Source organism: Acinetobacter sp. 826659 (assembly GCF_000588515.1).
Taxonomy (GTDB): domain Bacteria; phylum Pseudomonadota; class Gammaproteobacteria; order Pseudomonadales; family Moraxellaceae; genus Acinetobacter; species Acinetobacter pittii.
The window spans coordinates 375,343-392,806 of sequence record NZ_JFYD01000005.1 but is presented as its reverse complement, the minus strand read 5'-3'; the positions used below and the strand labels follow the sequence as shown (position 1 = coordinate 392,806).

The 17,464-nt window shown below is 38.6% G+C and carries 17 protein-coding genes; 15 read left to right on the top strand and 2 right to left on the bottom strand.

The window, feature by feature from the left end:
- The first annotated feature begins 4 nt into the window (after positions 1–4).
- A complete protein-coding gene (locus J663_RS12880) occupies positions 5–1,381 on the top strand; it encodes an MFS transporter (RefSeq protein ID WP_033850130.1) in 1,377 nt (458 codons plus the stop codon).
- Positions 1,381–2,253 (top strand): NAD(P)-dependent oxidoreductase, encoded by an 873-nt coding sequence (locus J663_RS12875; protein WP_032006220.1) that lies wholly within the window; start codon positions 1,381–1,383, stop codon positions 2,251–2,253. The genes J663_RS12880 and J663_RS12875 overlap by 1 nt, the downstream gene beginning before the upstream one ends.
- A 116-nt stretch (positions 2,254–2,369) precedes the next feature.
- Here the strand turns inward: J663_RS12875 and J663_RS12870 are convergent, their stop codons facing one another.
- The gene (locus J663_RS12870; protein WP_033850128.1) at positions 2,370–3,713 is read right to left on the bottom strand and encodes a PepSY-associated TM helix domain-containing protein; all 1,344 of its coding nucleotides are present in this window, start codon (positions 3,711–3,713) and stop codon (positions 2,370–2,372) included.
- Between the two features lie 323 nt (positions 3,714–4,036).
- On the opposite strand from J663_RS12870, the gene J663_RS12865 reads away from it, so the two are divergent.
- The 4 genes from J663_RS12865 to J663_RS12850 are packed head-to-tail and all read left to right on the top strand — an operon-like array spanning position 4,037 to position 7,318.
- On the top strand, positions 4,037–5,056 hold the full coding sequence (locus J663_RS12865) for an ABC transporter substrate-binding protein (protein ID WP_033850125.1): 1,020 nt from the start codon (positions 4,037–4,039) through the stop codon (positions 5,054–5,056).
- A gap of 2 nt (positions 5,057–5,058) precedes the next feature.
- Positions 5,059–6,069, top strand: coding sequence for a FecCD family ABC transporter permease (locus J663_RS12860; RefSeq protein ID WP_080973424.1), 1,011 nt, complete (start codon positions 5,059–5,061; stop codon positions 6,067–6,069).
- Positions 6,066–6,830 (top strand): ABC transporter ATP-binding protein, encoded by a 765-nt coding sequence (locus tag J663_RS12855; RefSeq protein WP_031983229.1) that lies wholly within the window; start codon positions 6,066–6,068, stop codon positions 6,828–6,830. Before J663_RS12860 ends, J663_RS12855 begins: the two co-directional genes overlap by 4 nt.
- Positions 6,827–7,318, top strand: a complete 492-nt coding sequence (locus tag J663_RS12850; RefSeq protein ID WP_033850123.1) for a GNAT family N-acetyltransferase — start codon at positions 6,827–6,829, stop codon at positions 7,316–7,318. The genes J663_RS12855 and J663_RS12850 overlap by 4 nt, the downstream gene beginning before the upstream one ends.
- Here the strand turns inward: J663_RS12850 and J663_RS12845 are convergent.
- Positions 7,313–8,101 (bottom strand): AraC family transcriptional regulator, encoded by a 789-nt coding sequence (locus tag J663_RS12845; protein WP_016685105.1) that lies wholly within the window; start codon positions 8,099–8,101, stop codon positions 7,313–7,315. The two genes, J663_RS12850 and J663_RS12845, sit on opposite strands and share 6 nt — an antisense overlap.
- A gap of 98 nt (positions 8,102–8,199) precedes the next feature.
- On the opposite strand from J663_RS12845, the gene J663_RS12840 reads away from it, so the two are divergent.
- The 9 genes from J663_RS12840 (at position 8,200) to iaaH (ending at position 16,867) form a co-directional block, all read left to right on the top strand.
- Positions 8,200–9,003, top strand: coding sequence for a sulfite exporter TauE/SafE family protein (locus J663_RS12840; RefSeq protein ID WP_033850121.1), 804 nt, complete (start codon positions 8,200–8,202; stop codon positions 9,001–9,003).
- A 181-nt stretch (positions 9,004–9,184) separates the two neighbouring features.
- Complete coding sequence (locus tag J663_RS12835) at positions 9,185–10,069, top strand: phosphoribosyltransferase family protein (RefSeq protein ID WP_033850118.1); 885 nt, start codon at positions 9,185–9,187, stop codon at positions 10,067–10,069.
- 11 nt (positions 10,070–10,080) lie between these two features.
- A complete protein-coding gene (locus tag J663_RS12830) occupies positions 10,081–11,574 on the top strand; it encodes a nicotinate phosphoribosyltransferase (protein ID WP_033850117.1) in 1,494 nt (497 codons plus the stop codon).
- 60 nt (positions 11,575–11,634) lie between these two features.
- Positions 11,635–12,402: an NUDIX hydrolase gene (locus tag J663_RS12825; RefSeq protein WP_033850115.1), complete on the top strand. Its 768-nt coding sequence runs from the start codon at positions 11,635–11,637 to the stop codon at positions 12,400–12,402.
- Between the two features lie 72 nt (positions 12,403–12,474).
- Positions 12,475–13,869, top strand: a complete 1,395-nt coding sequence (locus J663_RS12820) for a methylenetetrahydrofolate reductase C-terminal domain-containing protein (RefSeq protein WP_033850114.1) — start codon at positions 12,475–12,477, stop codon at positions 13,867–13,869.
- A 168-nt stretch (positions 13,870–14,037) separates the two neighbouring features.
- Entirely contained in the window at positions 14,038–14,160 is a 123-nt protein-coding gene (locus J663_RS19695) for a hypothetical protein (RefSeq protein WP_000737387.1), read from the top strand.
- Positions 14,161–14,535: 375 nt separating this feature from the next.
- On the top strand, positions 14,536–14,997 hold the full coding sequence (locus J663_RS12815) for a hypothetical protein (RefSeq protein ID WP_032062979.1): 462 nt from the start codon (positions 14,536–14,538) through the stop codon (positions 14,995–14,997).
- A gap of 122 nt (positions 14,998–15,119) precedes the next feature.
- Positions 15,120–15,314 carry a hypothetical protein gene (locus J663_RS12810; protein WP_033850110.1) on the top strand — a complete coding sequence of 65 codons (195 nt, stop codon included), beginning with the start codon at positions 15,120–15,122 and terminating at the stop codon, positions 15,312–15,314.
- A gap of 92 nt (positions 15,315–15,406) precedes the next feature.
- Positions 15,407–16,867: an indoleacetamide hydrolase gene (gene iaaH / locus J663_RS12805; protein WP_033850109.1), complete on the top strand. Its 1,461-nt coding sequence runs from the start codon at positions 15,407–15,409 to the stop codon at positions 16,865–16,867.
- Positions 16,868–17,464 lie beyond the last annotated feature (597 nt).

The window sequence follows — 17,464 nt, the reverse complement described above, 5'->3', positions numbered from 1 at the left end:
TATTATGGAAGATATCAAAAATGTAACTGCTCTCGAAGAGCAGACAATTAAACGTATTTCAAACAGAATTATCCCGTTTCTCATTATTTTATTCATTATGGCATTCCTAGACAGGACCAATATTGGTTTTGCCGCGTTACATATGAATGATGCACTTGGAATTACTCAAACCATTTTTGGTTTAGGTGCAGGTGTATTTTTTCTAGGTTATTTTATTGCAGAAGTGCCGAGTAATATCTTGCTTCATCGGTTTGGAGCGCGAATCTGGATTGCCCGAATCATGATTACTTGGGGAATCATTGCAGCACTCATGGGTTTTATTCATAGCGGTACGCAGTTTATTGTTTTACGTTTTTTACTGGGTATTGCTGAAGCAGGTTTCTTTCCCGGTGTGATCTTTTATTTAACCTTATGGTTTCCTGCAAAATATCGTGCCCGTGTTTTTGCCACGTTTTATCTTGGATTGCCAATTGCTCAAATTATTGGAGCACCAATTTCAGTCGGACTCATGCAATGGGGCAATACCATTGGCTATGAAGGCTGGCGTTTGATGTATGTGCTGGAAGGGATCCCATCCATTATTTTAGGACTAATTTGCCTTAAATATTTAACCAATAACCCAAAAGAAGCAGAGTGGTTAACAGCTGAGCAGCGTCAATGGTTAATGACCACATTAGAGCGTGAAGAAAGAGAAAAAGAGCAATCTGCCGATGCTGCTTTAACTAAAGGTGAACTCATTAAACAAGTGTTTAAAAATCCTTTGGTTTGGATTATGGCGGTTGTTTATTTTGGAATTACCTCTGGTTCAAATGCGATGTTCTTCTTCTTACCAAGTGTTTTAGAGTCATTCCGTAACACATTTGGTATGCAAATTAGCCTTATTCAAAATGGCTTACTCACCGCAATTCCATATGCATTTGCAGCTGTTGGGATGGTTTTATGGAGCCGCCGTTCTGACCGTAAACAAGAACGTTATAAACACGGTGCTTGTGCTGCACTTATGGCGGCGTTAGCTATTGCGATTGCACTGATTGTGAATCATCCTTGGGCAATTATTGTGGGCTTTATTCTTCTTGCGATTGGTGTATTTAGCGCAATTAACATTTTCTGGACCATTCCTGGGCAAACTCTAACGGGTGTGGGTGCCGCAGCTGGAATTGGGTTAATTAACTCGGTAGGTAATTTAAGTGGTTTTACTGGTCCATATTTAACAGGCTATTTATATACCACCACAGGCACCTATACAGTGGCATTCCTTGCTATTGCTGGCTTTGTAGCAATGGGTGGTTTGGGCTTGTTGTTATTAGCAAAGTTAAAATCGAATAGCTTAAAAGTAGAACAGCAGCAACTTAAAGTTCGGACTGCTACGGAGATGAAATAATGGCGACCATCGGATTTGTGGGGACAGGCATTATGGGACTGCCGATGGCTATGCATTTACTCAAAGAAGGCCATCAAATTAAGGTTTGGAATAGAACTTTATCTAAAGCAGATAGTTTAAAAGAAGCTGGTGCCCAAGTTTGCTCTGAACTTAAACAAGTCGGAAAAGATGTAGAATTTCTGATCTGTATGCTTAGCGATGGAAAAACCTGCGATGAAATCCTGTTTAAAGAACACGGCGCGATTTCACAGCTAAAACCTGAAAGTACGGTTATTGTCATGAGTTCGATACCCGTTGATGTTGCAAAAGCACAAAGTGAAAAATGCAGAGAAAGAGGATTTAAATATTTAGATGCTCCAGTCTCTGGAGGCGAAAAAGGTGCCCAAAATGCAAGTCTTGCTATTATGGTAGGTGGTGAAGCTAAAACATTTTCACAAGCTGAAACTATTTTAAGTGCAATGGGCCGACCAATTTTAGTAGGTGGGGTTGGCTGCGGAATGCTCGCAAAACTTGTGAATCAAATGATTGTAGCAACTACCATTGCAACTGTAAGCGAGGGCTTATTACTGGCCAGTAAAGCTGGAGCTGATCCTATTAAGCTCAAACAAGCGCTCACAGGCGGTTTTGCAGATTCTCCAATTTTACAGCAACATGGCGAGCGTATGCTAAGTCGAAATTTTAAACCGGGAGGTACAGCTCGAAACCAGCATAAAGACATTCATACAGCCGTTAGCTATGCTAAATCCTTAGAGTTAAATTTACCTGTTGCCCAACAAGTGAGTCAGTTATTTGAAAATATGCTTGCTGCTGGAGACGGTGAACTTGACCATTCTGGTTTAATTCGTGAACTTGAGCGAATGAATCCAGTGTAATATTGCTTTAAATTTAGCGGTACTTGATGAATAGACATAATCAAGTACCGCTTTTTTTATGGTTGATGCTTAGATATTGTAATAAGAAAAATAATTAGTGGTTATTGAAATTTTATTTACGATTTAGACGAAATATATTTACGCATAGCAAAGATAAACAGCGTAAATAAAATACTAAAACCAAAAACAGGTAAGCTGAGACCTAACACGAGTCCCCCCAATATTAACCATGTTTTTTGTGAGCCAGTTGCGCGGTTCCAAATTAATAGACTTTGACCAATGAAGTGAGTTGTCATGAGTTTTAAATTCGAGTTTTTAAACGCAGCCCTATATGCATAAATAATCATAATACACAGTAGAAAGGCATAAAGTGCCAGTACCAATTGATTTATCCAGCCAAATAAAACCCCAATATGCGCATCAACTCCCCAACGAGTGAGTTTTGCCACTAACGAGTAGTCTTTAAACGCAAGTTGATCGATGACTTTGTGTTGTTCCATATCAATGGCGATACTGTCTGCTTGAGTTGGCCATTTACGCTGAATTTCGGCTACAGTCCAAGCTTGATTTCCACTAGTCGGTGGTTTGATTTGTATCTGTGCTGCATCAATACCATGTGCTCTGGCGATTGAAAGAGCAGTATCGTACTCACTTGAGACAATATTTAAATTAAGATTTTCACTATGAGGCATTTCGTGATGTTCATGGTGCATCACTGTAGGTAAATTATCTGTTTGAAGGGAAGTTGCTAATGTTGGTGTTTGCCAGTTAAACCACTGACGAGCAACTCGAATATTATCTCCAGCCCACTCAGACCATGTAAGACCCGTAATGGCAATTAATAATAAAAGTGGAAATAAAGTTAAACCCAACGTGCTATGCCATCTTAATAATCTATTTTTTTGTGTTTGCCTGATTTTAAGATTTTGACGGCGCTTCCACCAATTATAAAGTCCGGTTAAAATCAAAATTGCTAACCAGCTTGCAGCAAGTTCACTATAAAAGCGCCCCCATTTTCCTAGTAATAAATTGCTATGTAACTGGTCGAGCGTCGTTCGAAATGGCAGAACCCCACTGGTACCATAAACCGCTAGATGGCCTTTGGCTTTAAGTGTAAAAGGATCAATAAAAACGGCTTCACTTGTAAAATCGTGGATAGGGTCTGAAAAAATTACACGTGTTGTCTGATCAGAGCTAGGAGTTGGCCTAACTTCAATTACCTGTGCAGACTTAGGCATTACTTGCTTTGCAGCCTCAATTTGCTGGCTCAGCTTATGTGGTGTTTGATTCAGTGGCTCAACATATAGAACATCTTTGTAAATTGCTTGTTCAAGTTGTGGCGTGATGGCATAGAGTAAACCAGTGATTGCTGCGAACAAGATAAATGGTGCAATAAAAATACCGGCATAAATATGAATTAAGCGGTAAAGACTACGCCAGAAAGATGATTGGGTCAGCATCGGAAGATAATGTCTATCAGATTTTGGGCTGGATTATAACGAGTTATTTATTTTAATGTTGATTGAGTGGTAACCACTATTAAATTATTTGATTAGCCACCTTGTAAACTTTTTGGCCTAATAATTAAATAGTTTTTATTACTTGGTAAATTTGGCGTTTTTTTTGCTTACTCTTTAATATCTTAGCTATCTCATTTAATTTGACAGCTGTATTACCCATGATTCAAACCGTCTTGCTCACTTATGGTGTTTTTTCACATGAAAAATGCACCAAATAGGCACATCTTCTTATTATGCACTGTATTTGTGCAAGGCATGCCGTAATGAAGTTATTCACTTCATTACTCACTTTACTAATTCTATGTGGATGTTCTTCATCTGAACAAAGTGGTAAAGCGCAAGAAAAGTTAGCAGCCCATTCGATATGTGTCTTTGATAGTACAAATACAAAAGTCTGTGTAGCCAAACCCGCCCAAAGAATTGTTTCTTTGTTTGAGTCGGGTTTAGATGGCTTATATATGCTAGGGCAAGGTCATAAAGTGATTGGCATACCAGCCGAAGTATACATCCAGCCTTTATTATTTAATGCCTATTCAAAAATAGATAAGCGTATCGCCAATAAGCAGCTTGCGACGCCTTCACAAGGGGCAAATGCAACCAATATTGAAAGTCTTGTGTTGTTAAAACCTGATCTGCTGATTGTAGGGAGCGGGCAGACTCAAACAATTGAACTATTACGGCAGTTCGGCATTGCTGTATATGTGATGGAGTCCAGTACCTACCAGCAAGTAAAAGAAGAACTTTCTGAAATTGCTATTCTGAGCGGTGCCCAAAAGCGAGCTCAAGAAATTTTAAATTTCTCTGATGAAATTGTGGCGGAGGTCGCAGCCAAAACTGCACGTCAACCAAATAAACAATCGATTTACTATGCTTGGTCTGGTGGCCGAATTTTTTCTACCTCGGGACGTCAGTCGATTACCAATGATTTTATTGAGCTGGCGGGGGCGTACAACATTGTTCAGACCAATACGAATCAACCCAATGTAAATCCCGAGACTTTAATTGAATGGAACCCCGACAATATTGTGCTTTGGAACACCAACCCCCAACTAATTTATGAACGAAAAGAATTACAGGGTTTAAGCGCTGTACAAAACCGAAAGGTATTTAATTTGAGTCCTGCATTTATATATAACCCGCACACCATCAAAATTATTATTACGGCGATTTATTTGAATCATAGTATTTATCCTGAACAGTCTGATTTACCTGTAAGTGCTTTACAACAGCGTATTTTAACTAAGTTGTATGGTGAGCAGCTTGCCAAAGCGTTGGTGCAATAAATATGGAAAAACTGAAATATTATTGGTTTTACCCTTTACCTTTCCTCATGATTTTTATCTCGCTGCTTATTGGGCCAACTCAAACATTGAGTGCATGGGATTATTTGCGGTGGGGTGTGCAAGCGGTGTTTGGTACGCCATATTTTGATGCTGAGCAATTTAGACTGATGCAAAACATTCTCGTAAATGTGAGATTACCCAGAATTTTACTGACCTTTATGGTGGGAGCTGCGTTAGCAACTGCGGGAAATGGTTTACAGGCCTTGTTTCGTAATCCCTTGGTTGATTCTTATGTACTTGGTATTTCATCTGGCGCTGCGTTCGGTGCAGCCTTGGCACTTTCTTTAAGTTGGCTTTCACCAAACCTATCAGCCTTTATTTTTGGTGTTTGTGCTGTTGGCTTAACATATTTGTTTGCGCATCAAAAACATGAAAGCCAGACGTCTTTAGTCATGGTAATTTTATCGGGCATGATTGTTTCGGGGCTGTTTTTAGCAGGTCTCACGATTATTCAATATTTAAGTGATCCATTTAAATTACAAGCGATCGTGCAATGGACGATGGGCAACTTACATCAGGCGTCTTGGCAAAAGGTTCAATATGCCGTGCTGCCTATTTGTATTGGCCTTGCCGGATTATTTGCGATGCGTTGGCGCTTAAACTTAATGGCACTTGGTGCTGAAGAAGCGCAGGCAGTGGGTGTTAACCCAAGGTGGGAACAGCTTCTTTTAATTGTACTAGTGACTGTATGTACCTCAACTTCTGTGGCTGCGGCAGGCATTATTAGTTTATATGGGCTGTTTATGCCGCATATTGTGAGAATGTTAGTTGGGCCAGATCACCGCTACAGTATTCCTGCCAATATGGTGTTGGGCGGTAGTTTTCTACTCATGATTGATAACTTTTCTCGGGTTTTACTGACGTTTGAAATACCGATTGGTATTTTTACCATGCTACTTGGCGCACCATTTTTCTTATTATTAATGAAAACACAGAGGACTCATTGGGCATGATTCAAATTGATCAGTTAAATTATGCCTATGGGCACAAACAGGTTCTCAAAAACATTCATCTGGAGTTTCCTGAAAATCAGTTTTCCGTCATTTTAGGGCGTAATGGTTGCGGAAAATCGACACTTTTTAAATTGATGGCTGGCCTAGAACCTGTAAAAGATGGCTTGATTCGTTACTCTGGAAAACTACTATCGGACTTTAAAGGGAAAGATCGGGCTGCATTGCTCGGCTTTTTACCGCAGTTTCATAAAACTGTATTCCCATTTTTGGTTAAAGATGTAGTGATTACCGGACGTGCTGCTTTTAGCCGATATCGTCCTTCAAAATCAGACTGGGAATGTGTAGACCAAGCTTTGCTTGATTTAGATATTGAGCATTTGCGTGATCGTCCTTATACCGAGCTATCGGGTGGCGAAAGACAATTGGTCATGATTGCCCGTATTTTAGTGCAAGCACCGAAAGTCATTTTGCTTGATGAACCAACCAACCATCTCGATGTTTATTATCAGTCTTATTTAATGAAAAAATTGCGTCAGTTGTCGCGGCAAAATTTTACGGTGATTGCGATTATGCATGATCCCAATTTGGCCTTTTTATTTGCCGATCATTTGTTTTTTATGCGCCAACATGAGGTGGTTAAGCCTGAGTCTAAAACACGAATCACCGATCCTAAGTTTTTAAAAAGTGTCTATGATGTTGAGTTCCATGAAGCCATGATTCAAGACAAAACCATTGTGATTCCTGATCATTCTTGGCTATGAATATGTTGAATTATCAGCTAGTGGGCAAATCAGACTATGTGTCTGCGGTAGAATTCGCGCTTTATACAAGACAGCTCTTATTCCCAGAAATTTATCATGGGCAAGTCCCCAAAGATTTACAAAATTTTGAACAATATTATGTCCATGACCCATTGGGCTGTTTTATTACGGTAAAAGACCAAAATCGTATTATTGGTACGATTGCATATCGGGCTTATGACCATCGTTTTGATTTAAATTTACCGTCTAATACGGTTGAGGTGGTTAAGTTATTTGTATTGCCTGAATACCGCCGTAAGGGCATCGCGACCCAGCTATGTGACATGTTGTTTAGCCATGCCAAAAACAGTGAAATTACGACTTTGTATTTGCATACCCATCCATTTTTACCGGCGGCTGAAGAGTTTTGGACTCTACAAGGTTTTGAGGTTATTCAACGCGAATGGATCGAGACCTATGACACCATTCATATGAGTAAATCTTTATAGCGCTTTATCATACGCATGGAATCTTTTTTGAAAATGGGTAGGTGGATAACCCATAATTTTACTGAACATTGCGGTAAAAGCTGCCGAGTGTTCATAGCCCAAACTAAAAGCAATTTCCGTAATCGAGATATTTTCTTTTAAGGCATTTAAAGCATAGATGATGCAGACTCGATTACGCCAAGCTTGAAAGGACAAGCCAGTTTCAGACTTAAACCAACGATGAAAAGTTCGTTCACTTTTATTGTGGTCATGTGCCCAATCTTTAGGGCTACTATGAATATCAGGATGCTCCATAAACTCAGCACACTGTTTAGATAGTAATGTGTTGTGAGGCAATGGAATAAACAGAGGCAGGGCTGGTGCAACTTCTAACTCATATAACAATAAATCGATAAGAGCACCATCACGGCCTGCACGTTGGTAGTCAATAGGCAGTTGATTTGCCTGAATGAGCAATTGATGTAACAAAGGCGAGACTTGTATAACCTCGCAATATGTTGCCTGTCTTGGTGCACTATTCGCTTCTATGTACAAACTATAAGTACTGACTTTAGATAGCCATACCCGATGTGGTTTACCTGCGGGTATCCATACACCGCTGTACGGTAACACGAGCCATTGTCCATCTTCAGTTTCAACTTTCATCAAGCCTTCGGGTGCATATAAGAACTGTGCACGGCGATGGCTATGCGTATCTAATAAGGTATCAGCAGGATAATCTGACCCTAACGCTAGAACTGCTTGTGGTAGATGGTCTACCTCGTTAATTGAAATATTACGCATATATTTTTGGCTGAAACAAATAAAAAAATGGCTTTTCTACGTTAGTTTGCCATAGAGCTATTTTATATCATGCCTCTATAAACGTGAGGAAGATGATGATGCTATATGAGCTATTTTTATTTGGACTACTTTCAGGAGTCACCACTTGGTTATTTGGTTTTGGCGGCGGTTTTGTGGCTGTACCTTTGCTTTATACAGTCATTATTCAAAAGTGGAGTAATGAAAGTAATATCGGCATACATGCCATGCAAATCGCCGTAGCTACATCAGCTTTTGTCATGCTCTGCTCGGCAAGTTTTGCAACCATTCGGCACTATCGTTCTGGACATATAGATTGGCAAAAAATCCGCTTTTTAGGGGGTGGTATTGCACTTGGTGGAATTGTCGGTGCGGTAATGGCCTCATTGTTTAATGGAAATTGGCTTCGCTGGATATTTATGGGCTATGTGTTCATAACCATTCTAGATTGTTATTACCGACCAGGGTTTATAGTGACCTCAAGGCAAAAGCAACACTATGGTCAAAACAGTGAACTCATTAAAGGGGGCATTATTGGTTGGGTTGCAGCACTTTTAGGTGTTGGAGGAAGTGTAATGACGGTTCCTTTATTACGGCGGCGGGGCAGTTCTATGGCAGAGGCTGCCGCTATTGCAAATATTCTCACGCTGCCTTTGTCTTTAACTGCAACGCTGACCTATTGCGTATTGTCACTTTGGCAATCTACACCCAACGGATTTATCGGTCTAATCTGGTTTGAAGCTGCTTTATTCTTGGTTGCTGGAACATGGATCGGACTATATTTTTCAGAAAAATTTATTTCAAAACTACCTGATTTATGGCGGGCAAAGTTATATCCGCTACTTTTAATAATAGTTCTACTCGTCATGTTTTTTGTAAATTAACTTTTTATTTCAATTAATTGAAGAATCATCTCTCTTAAATATCGAATTTCTAAATGCTCTAAAACTGCAAATTTTATGTCTTAAAGGGCGTTGAAAAAAGTTTAAAAATTAGACTTGAAATATATAGTGGCTTTGTGCCACTATATATTCATCGAAGGTCATCAGACAAAAAGAGGATGATATGGCTATCCAGCTTTTAGATGCGGCAAGAAATGAAATTCCAGTGAAGTTCACGCAGTTTTCTGGTGGCGAGCGTCATGTTCAAATTGATGAGAAAACATTGAATTCACTATCTGGCAACGTATTGGTCCGCGCACAAATGACCTCAAGTCATGATGTGATGGACTATTTGTTACTTGAAAATATATTGCTGACTCAAGGCTTAATCGTTGACCTAGAAATTCCGTATTTTCCATATGCACGTCAGGACCGTATTTGTGCAGTAGGCCAAGCATTTTCACTCGATGTGATGACTAAATTACTTAACATCAATGCTGACAAAAAAGCGGGCAAACAAGGCAAGGTGACTGTTTGGGACTGCCATAGTGAAGTAACAACAGCCTTGCTCGCTGCAAATACTTCTTTTAGTGAAGTTGTAAACATCAGTTCAGTCGACATCATCGAAAAGAGTGCAGCGCTAAGCACATTGTTAAAAGATGAAAAAACAGTACTGATTTGCCCAGATAAAGGCGCAAAAGCACGTACACAAATGGTTGCAGACGCTTTTAATCTTGAGCGTAAACAACCAATCACTATTGTTCAGTGTGATAAAAAACGTGATCCAGTAACTGGCAAAATTTTAGGGACACATGTGCATGCGACTGACTTATCAGGTTTAACAGCGGTCATTACCGATGACATTTGCGACGGCGGTGCAACCTTTATTGGTATTGCCAAAGAACTGCGTCGTCTCAATTGCCATAAGGTCGTTCTATATGTGACCCACGGTATTTTTAGTAAAGGAATAGAGGTTTTTGATGGACTGCTTGACCAACTGTTTACCTCAGACAGCTTTCCACAACAACCATCAGACAAAATTTCAGTAATTGCTTTTGCAGCAAAATAAAGAGAACAAAGATGACGATTAAACTTAATCCATTAAATGCTATCGATTTTTATAAAGCTGATCACAGACGTCAGTATCCAGCAGGCACAGAGTACGTGTACGCAAACTTTACGCCGCGTTCATCTCGACTCGCAAAAATGTTGCCTGACTTCGACGATAAAGTTGTGTTCTTTGGGCTACAAGGTTTTATCAAACACTTTTTAATCGATACGTGGAATGAAGGCTTTTTCAAGCAACCTAAAGACAAAGTGGTGGCTGCTTATAAACGCCGTATGGATAGTTCATTAGGTGAAGGTGCTGTGCCGGTTGATCACATTGAAGCACTACACGACTTGGGCTATTTACCATTACGCATTAAAGCATTGCCAGAAGGTAGCCGTGTCAATATGCGTGTACCCGTGCTTACTGTAATTAATACCGATTCACGTTTCTTTTGGCTAACGAATTATATTGAAACTGTGTTAAGTGCTGAACTTTGGAAAAGCTGTACTACGGCCACAATTGCCTATGAGTACAAACGTTTATTAACGCAATATGCTGTAAAAACTGGCGCACCGCTTGATTTTGTACCTGTACAAGGACACGATTTTAGTAGCCGTGGTATGAGTGGAATTTATGATGCTGCACAATCTGGCGTTGGCCACTTAACCAGTTTTATTGGAACAGACTCGGTTGCTTCAATTGACTATGCAGAAGAATATTACAATGCCACAGGGGTGATTGGAGTATCTGTACCAGCGACCGAACACAGTGTGATGTGTATGGGCACAGAAGACAGTGAGCTAGAAACATTTAAGCGTTTAATTTGTGAGCTTTATCCGTCGGGTGTTGTCAGTGTCGTGTCTGATACGTGGGACTTTTGGCGAGTCATTACAGAATTTACGGTGGCTTTAAAACCTGAAATTCTGGCAAGACAACCTAATGCTTTAGGCTTGGCTAAATTGGTTTTCCGACCAGACTCTGGTGATCCGGTTAAAATTATTTGCGGTGACCCAGAAGCCGAAGTCGGCAGCCCAGCATATAAAGGAGCAGTTGAATGTTTATGGGAAATATTTGGCGGTATAACAACTGAGCAAGGCTATAAAGTACTCAATGAACGTGTTGGTTTAATTTACGGCGACTCGATTACCCTAGACCGTGCACAGCGTATTTTAGAAGGCCTTGAAGTTAAAGGCTTTGCTTCAAACAACTTGGTGTTTGGGATTGGCAGCTTTACCTATAACTACTTAACTCGCGATACTTTTGGATTTGCTGTGAAAGCGACTTGGGGACAAGTGAATGGTGTAGGCCGTGAGTTGTTTAAAGACCCAATTACTGACTCAGGTGTGAAAAAATCTGCGAAAGGTCTGTTACGCATCGAAGAAAGTGAAAATGGTTTTACCTTGTTTGATGAGCAAACAGCCGAACAAGAACAAGGTGGAGCACTTAAAACAGTCTTTGAAAATGGTAAACTTCAATATGAGTGTACTTTGGATCAAATACGTGAGCGTTTATCCATCGCATAACTGAGTTTAGATGAGTCGTTGCATGAATATCGGCTCATCATTTTCATTGAGAGACTGAACGTGACTATTCAAACTGAACAAGAATTCCTTGCCAGTTATGATCGCCGAGATTATGACGCACCTTTACTCACGGTCGATATGGCTATTTTCTCGGTATTTAATGGTCAGTTGCAGGTACTACTCATTAAGCGACCCAACTTTCCAGCCAAAGACCAGTGGGCTTTACCCGGCGGTTTTGCCGATTTAACCCAGGACCAAGACTTGATGGCCACGGCTTATCGTAAGCTAGTGGAAAAAACAGGAATTAGTTCACCTTATTTGGAACAAGTTGCCTCTGTGGGTAATGCTAAACGTGACCCGCGTGGTTGGGCCGTAACCATTTTGTATTTTGCATTAATTGATTTTAATGCATATCAACATCAAGCATTAGCTGAATACAGCGAATGGGTGCCTGTAGCAAAAGCAAAAGATTTAGCATTGGCGTTTGATCATAATGAATTGCTTAACTTGGCATTAGAGCGTTTAACTAATAAAACCCGCTATACCGCATTGCCAGCTAGTCTAATGCCCGAGTTATTTACGCTAACCGAGCTACAAACTAGTTATGAAATTATTCTTGGGCAATCTTTAGATAAAAAAGCATTCAGGCGCCGTATGATAGAAGCAGGCGCAGTTGAAGAAACTAGTCAAAGTAAAATTGTAGGCAAACGACCAGCTCAGCTTTACCGTTATGCACTCGATTCTTTTGATTTTATATTCCCACGTTCACTCGAATTACCCAGAAATAAAGAGAGTGAAGACAAGCAAAACAATGAGCTTTCTGACTAGCGCATCTTGATGCACTTTGATTTATAATGCCGCGCTTATGATTGATGTCATGTTTTGATAAGCGCTTTGCCTATGTCACACGTTTCTCCCTGCTTCCAGCAAAACCAGTTTTTTGTGTTGGTGGAGTACCTCACTTCACTACATGAAATTTATCCTGTAAGACATGAGTTTGCAGGGTATCCGGCTGCAATGACATTGGCAGATCGCGTACATTCAGATCATGATATTGCGCCGCTTGAAGCCAGCAAAAGTTATCCTGACTCAATTGATAAAGTCTTACACTTTTCAGGTAAGGCCCGAGACATACAAGACTTTGAGCATTTTTTAGAGCAAGCTCAAACAGCCAATATTCAAAACTTGTTATTGCTTACAGGCGATAAACTCAAAGAACACCATAATGGTCGAGATGGACAGCCTCGTAGTCGTTACTTAGAGTCTGTAAACGCCGTAATGGCTGCCAAGCAACATGGTGGGTTTCGTATTGGGGTTGCTTTTAATCCATTTAAATATGTCGAAGCTGAGCGTGATGCACAGTATTTAAAACTGCATAAGAAAATTAAAGCAGGTGCTGACTTTATCATTACCCAATTGGGCTATGACATTGAAGCCTTAAAGCAAGCCAAATCATTTTTAACAAAGCATGCTTATTCGCAGCAAATACTGGCTTGTGTCATGCCGCTGACTTTGGGCCGTGCCAATTTTATGGTGAAGCATAAAGTCGCGGGTATTGTGATTACTCCACACATGTTAAAAGTCTTGGCAGACGAAAAACAGGCAGGACATACAGACCGAGTTTATTTGCGCTGTGCTTTACAGATTTTGATATGTAAAAAGTTAGGGTTTGTAGGAATTCATTTATCTGCTTGCCATAAGCCAGAAGAGCAAATGCTGCTTGAAAGCTACATTGAGCAATACAGACATCTGGAGCTTGAGGCCTTAAAAGAGCTTTGGAATTCACTTTGGCAAGTCACGACGGGCAAAGAGTTTTCACCTGAAATTTCTCATTTTTCGCGTCAGCCATCATCTAAACAATTAATTAAATATCGCCAGCTACATGTTATGCATGAAGCAATGTTTGGATCAAAAATTGCCAAGGGGCTTGGACGCTTTATTTTTAAAGCATCTTTTTGGGAAAATACTTTGGTTGCCAAACTCCTACTTAAAACAGAAGTGCTCAGTAAACATAGCTTAGTGGGCTGTGAAAGCTGTGGTCAGTGCCGTTTAAGTGACACTTTATATATTTGCCCTGAAACATGTCCAAAAGGTTTAGCCAATGGGCCTTGTGGCGGTACAACTTTAGACCGCTGTGAATTTGGTGACCGTGAATGTATTCACTCAGTAAAAGCAAGACTTGCCAAAGCGGTTGAACAAACCGAAATATTAAAAGAAAAACTGATTCCAACTGTGCCTATTGAAACGAGAGGAACCAGTTCTTGGAAAAATTGGTATTTAGCGACTGAGGCTTAAGTTCTGTACTAACCTGTGATTTGATCTTGCTAAAAAAATCAAATGATAGGCTAAAGCACGGCAATAATTTAAAAATAACAATTGTTTGCCTTAATTATGTCCAATCAAAATGGCTATCGAGGAGTATACTTAAAGCAAATCTTTTGCGTTAAAGGAAAGGCTGTCTCAATGAAAAAATTGGTTGCTGTACTTACTGTAATTGTTGTTTTAACTGGATGCGTTTACGACCCTGTTAATTACAACAAAATACACGACCAAGAGTTCCAAGATCACCTCAGGCAAAACGGTTAGTAATAAAAAAGCCCACTCAATGAGTGGGTTTCATTTTTATTTTTAATTTACATTCTTCATTAGCGCTTTTATTGTTGAGAACGAACTCTCTTGCTGCAACTTGGGAAAAAGTTGGGGAAAATAATGCATCAGCATATTATTTTGATTCAGACTGATAGTTTTGGATGGGAATTAATCCAAGCAATATGCGAAGCACACTACGGTGTTTTTCTTGAGATGTATTCATTTCGAGTATTATTTAATAATAAGTGCTAGATTGGATGTTGATAATTCTTCTAGCGACTTCGATTAAAATAGAACCGCTAGAGATAGCAGTTTTATATTGAATCATAATTAATCACTTGTTAAATTACCCTTAAATAAGAGGGTGTTTAAGTGCTTAGACTTTTAATTGCTTTACTATTATTAGCTATTAGCCATAGTACGTTAGCAAATAATAATTTTGATGCAGATGGCAGACTTATAAAACTTGGGATTATTGGACAAGACTTTAAATATAGAGATCTTGATAAAGCAATTGAATTTTTTAAAATTGGAAATGAAGGAGCAAAAAGTACTTTTCCTTATAAAGCCAATGATTCTATTGAAATTATAGAAGGATCAACAAGTCCATTTTATACATCAATTACACTCAAGGTACTTGTGAAACCACCAATTGAAGATGAAAATGAAGTGATCGATTTTATTAAAACTGATGAAGGTATTCAGATTTGGTGCGATGGAGTATTTTATCCTAAATATATGAAAGTGAATAATCATCAATATGAACTATTTTATATAAATAAACTTGGGAAAAAAGAAAAGCTTATTTTGTTGAATAATGAAAAATGCAAATAGTACATTTCATGCTTTCAAATGAGTTAACTAATAGTCTTTATTAATAAAAATTACTACTTCAAAGGTGGTTTTTAACCTTCTGAACTGGTAAATTTTACTCATTAATAATGATGGGTAATTAAATGAATAAAGTAACTATATTTCTATTAATAATTGGAATGACAAAATCCGTATTTGCTGGAACAGTTCCAAGAATAACTGAGGAAGAGCATGAGAAAAAATGCATCCAAATTGCCCAATTGGCTCAGCTTTTCAACTCTATGAGAAAAATAGGCTGTAATAATCGCACTGAAATGGCTTTACTCATTCAACATTAAAACAAAAACAATCCTCAATTTTGAGGATGCGAATGAATGAGCAATTTGTACTAAGTTCTTAAGATCACAACTTAAATGGATTTTAAGTCATCATGTCAAATGCAGTTGAAAAAAATAATTGGATTGAATTACAGGGTTTAGCAAATGCTTCAGTAGATGCCATCACTAAACTGATTCATGAAAGAAAAGTATCCTGTGAAGAACTCGTGCATCATTACTTCGACACTATTGAAAAACAACAGTCTTTAAATGCTTTTATTAGCACCGATAAAGCTTCAGCAATTCAACAAGCTCAATATTGGGATAAATACCTGCTTAGTGGAAAACCATGTCCAGCTTTGATGGGTATTTTAATTGCAGTTAAAGATAATATTCATGTTGCAGGTTTCCCGAATAGTGCAGGCACACCAGCTTTAGCTGATTTTAAACCTCAAAGCTCCGCACCGATTATTCAAAAACTTATTGATCACGGCGCGATCATTGTTGGTAAAACCAATATGCATGAATTGGCCTTTGGAGTCACAGGCTATAATACTGCCATGCATATTGAAGGTGTCGTGGGTACACGAAATGCTGTAAACCCATTGCACATTGCTGGTGGGTCTTCTTCTGGTAGTGCTGTGGCTGTTGCAGCGGGCATGGTTCCAATTGCGATTGGTACAGATACGGGTGCTTCGATTCGTTTGCCAAGTGCATTAAATGGTTGTGTCGGCTTTCGTCCAACGGTAGGAAGATACTCACAAGACAGTATTACCCCAATTTCACATACTCGCGATACCACTGGCCCTATTGCACACACAGTATCTGACATTATCTTAATTGATCAGCTTATTACTCAAGAACCAAAGAAAGAACCATTACAGTCACATCAAATTAGGCTCGGTATCCATCCATATTTTTGGAATCATTTAGATGAAGACGTTCATAAACAGGCGCATATTGCACTTGAGCTTTTAAAAGATGCGGGAGTCGAAATTATTCCTATCGAGATGCCAAATTTAGAACAACTCAATCACGCTATTTCATTTCCTGTGGTTGTCTATGAAGGCAAATATGACCTTATTCAATATTTGAAAGATCATCATGTAAATTTGACTATTGAGAATGTAGTCGATCAGATCTCAAGCCCAGATGTTCAGGCAATTTTTAAACAGAATATTCTTCCCCAATTAATTCAAGATCACACGGGTCAACTTGTTCCAGTTTTACCTTTCTATGAAAAGGCTATCAGGGAAGCTCGTCCACAATTGCTTGAACTCTACCAAAACACATTTAAAGCGCATAACTTACATGCTTTATTATTCCCGACGTCACCGATTGTTGCACCACTAGCAAACGAACAAGTCAGTTCAATTGAGAATTTCCAAACACTAATTCGAAATACAGACCCCGGCAGTAATATCGGATTACCAGGGCTGAGTTTACCCATTGGAAAGGGAGTGAAATCGAAACTACCAATTGGGTTGGAAATCGATGGTTTACCTCATCAGGATAGTGAAATACTTGCAATTGGAGTAACTCTAGAAGAAATTTTTAATGATTTAAATCAGTAAAAAATAATCCGTAAATTCACTAATTTCTGAATAAAAAAGAGTTAAAAAGTAACTCTTTTTTAACATTAATTTTGTTTTTTAATAATATTGGGGTTCTTAGGTGTATGTTGGGTTGGGGCTGGGAGATTCTATATTATTTTACTTAATATAATTAATCAAAAGTTGTCGGAATAGTCTTTTGATAAGTGCTTTTTACTATTTTGAATAAACCAGAATATTTATATTTTATCCTTATATTAATATTAGAAAATTTCTCTATAACTATTTGGCGGTTACATAGATCTTTAAATAATTCTACTTAATTAATACAAATAGAAAGTTAATCTTTAATATTAGTGAAATAAACATCTTTATATGTAAGATTTTTTTAAATAAATCCAACTATAGTAATTATTTGAATTTTAATGATAATTTTTATTTATTTAAGCTGTTTTTATAAGTGGTTATTTGAAAAAATATAAAATTACATAATTTTTAAACATAGTTTATATAACTTGCTTTATTGACATAAATAGAAAAAATATCTGGCAAAGAGGTCAATGATATTTAATTCACTTAAGAACCATAATTTGCACCAAATTTTACGATGTCACGATT

Coding starts and splice junctions, on each gene's coding strand:
- J663_RS12820 (WP_033850114.1), top strand. CDS start 12,475: ATGTCACACGTTTCTCCCTGCTTCCAGCAAAACCAGTTTTTTGTGTTG.
- J663_RS12845 (WP_016685105.1), bottom strand. CDS start 8,101: ATGCGTAATATTTCAATTAACGAGGTAGACCATCTACCACAAGCAGTT.
- J663_RS12830 (WP_033850117.1), top strand. CDS start 10,081: ATGACGATTAAACTTAATCCATTAAATGCTATCGATTTTTATAAAGCT.
- J663_RS12840 (WP_033850121.1), top strand. CDS start 8,200: ATGCTATATGAGCTATTTTTATTTGGACTACTTTCAGGAGTCACCACT.
- J663_RS12865 (WP_033850125.1), top strand. CDS start 4,037: ATGAAGTTATTCACTTCATTACTCACTTTACTAATTCTATGTGGATGT.
- J663_RS12860 (WP_080973424.1), top strand. CDS start 5,059: ATGGAAAAACTGAAATATTATTGGTTTTACCCTTTACCTTTCCTCATG.
- J663_RS12880 (WP_033850130.1), top strand. CDS start 5: ATGGAAGATATCAAAAATGTAACTGCTCTCGAAGAGCAGACAATTAAA.
- J663_RS12810 (WP_033850110.1), top strand. CDS start 15,120: ATGAATAAAGTAACTATATTTCTATTAATAATTGGAATGACAAAATCC.
- J663_RS12835 (WP_033850118.1), top strand. CDS start 9,185: ATGGCTATCCAGCTTTTAGATGCGGCAAGAAATGAAATTCCAGTGAAG.
- J663_RS19695 (WP_000737387.1), top strand. CDS start 14,038: ATGAAAAAATTGGTTGCTGTACTTACTGTAATTGTTGTTTTAACTGGA.
- J663_RS12855 (WP_031983229.1), top strand. CDS start 6,066: ATGATTCAAATTGATCAGTTAAATTATGCCTATGGGCACAAACAGGTT.
- J663_RS12850 (WP_033850123.1), top strand. CDS start 6,827: ATGAATATGTTGAATTATCAGCTAGTGGGCAAATCAGACTATGTGTCT.
- J663_RS12870 (WP_033850128.1), bottom strand. CDS start 3,713: ATGCTGACCCAATCATCTTTCTGGCGTAGTCTTTACCGCTTAATTCAT.
- J663_RS12875 (WP_032006220.1), top strand. CDS start 1,381: ATGGCGACCATCGGATTTGTGGGGACAGGCATTATGGGACTGCCGATG.
- iaaH (WP_033850109.1), top strand. CDS start 15,407: ATGTCAAATGCAGTTGAAAAAAATAATTGGATTGAATTACAGGGTTTA.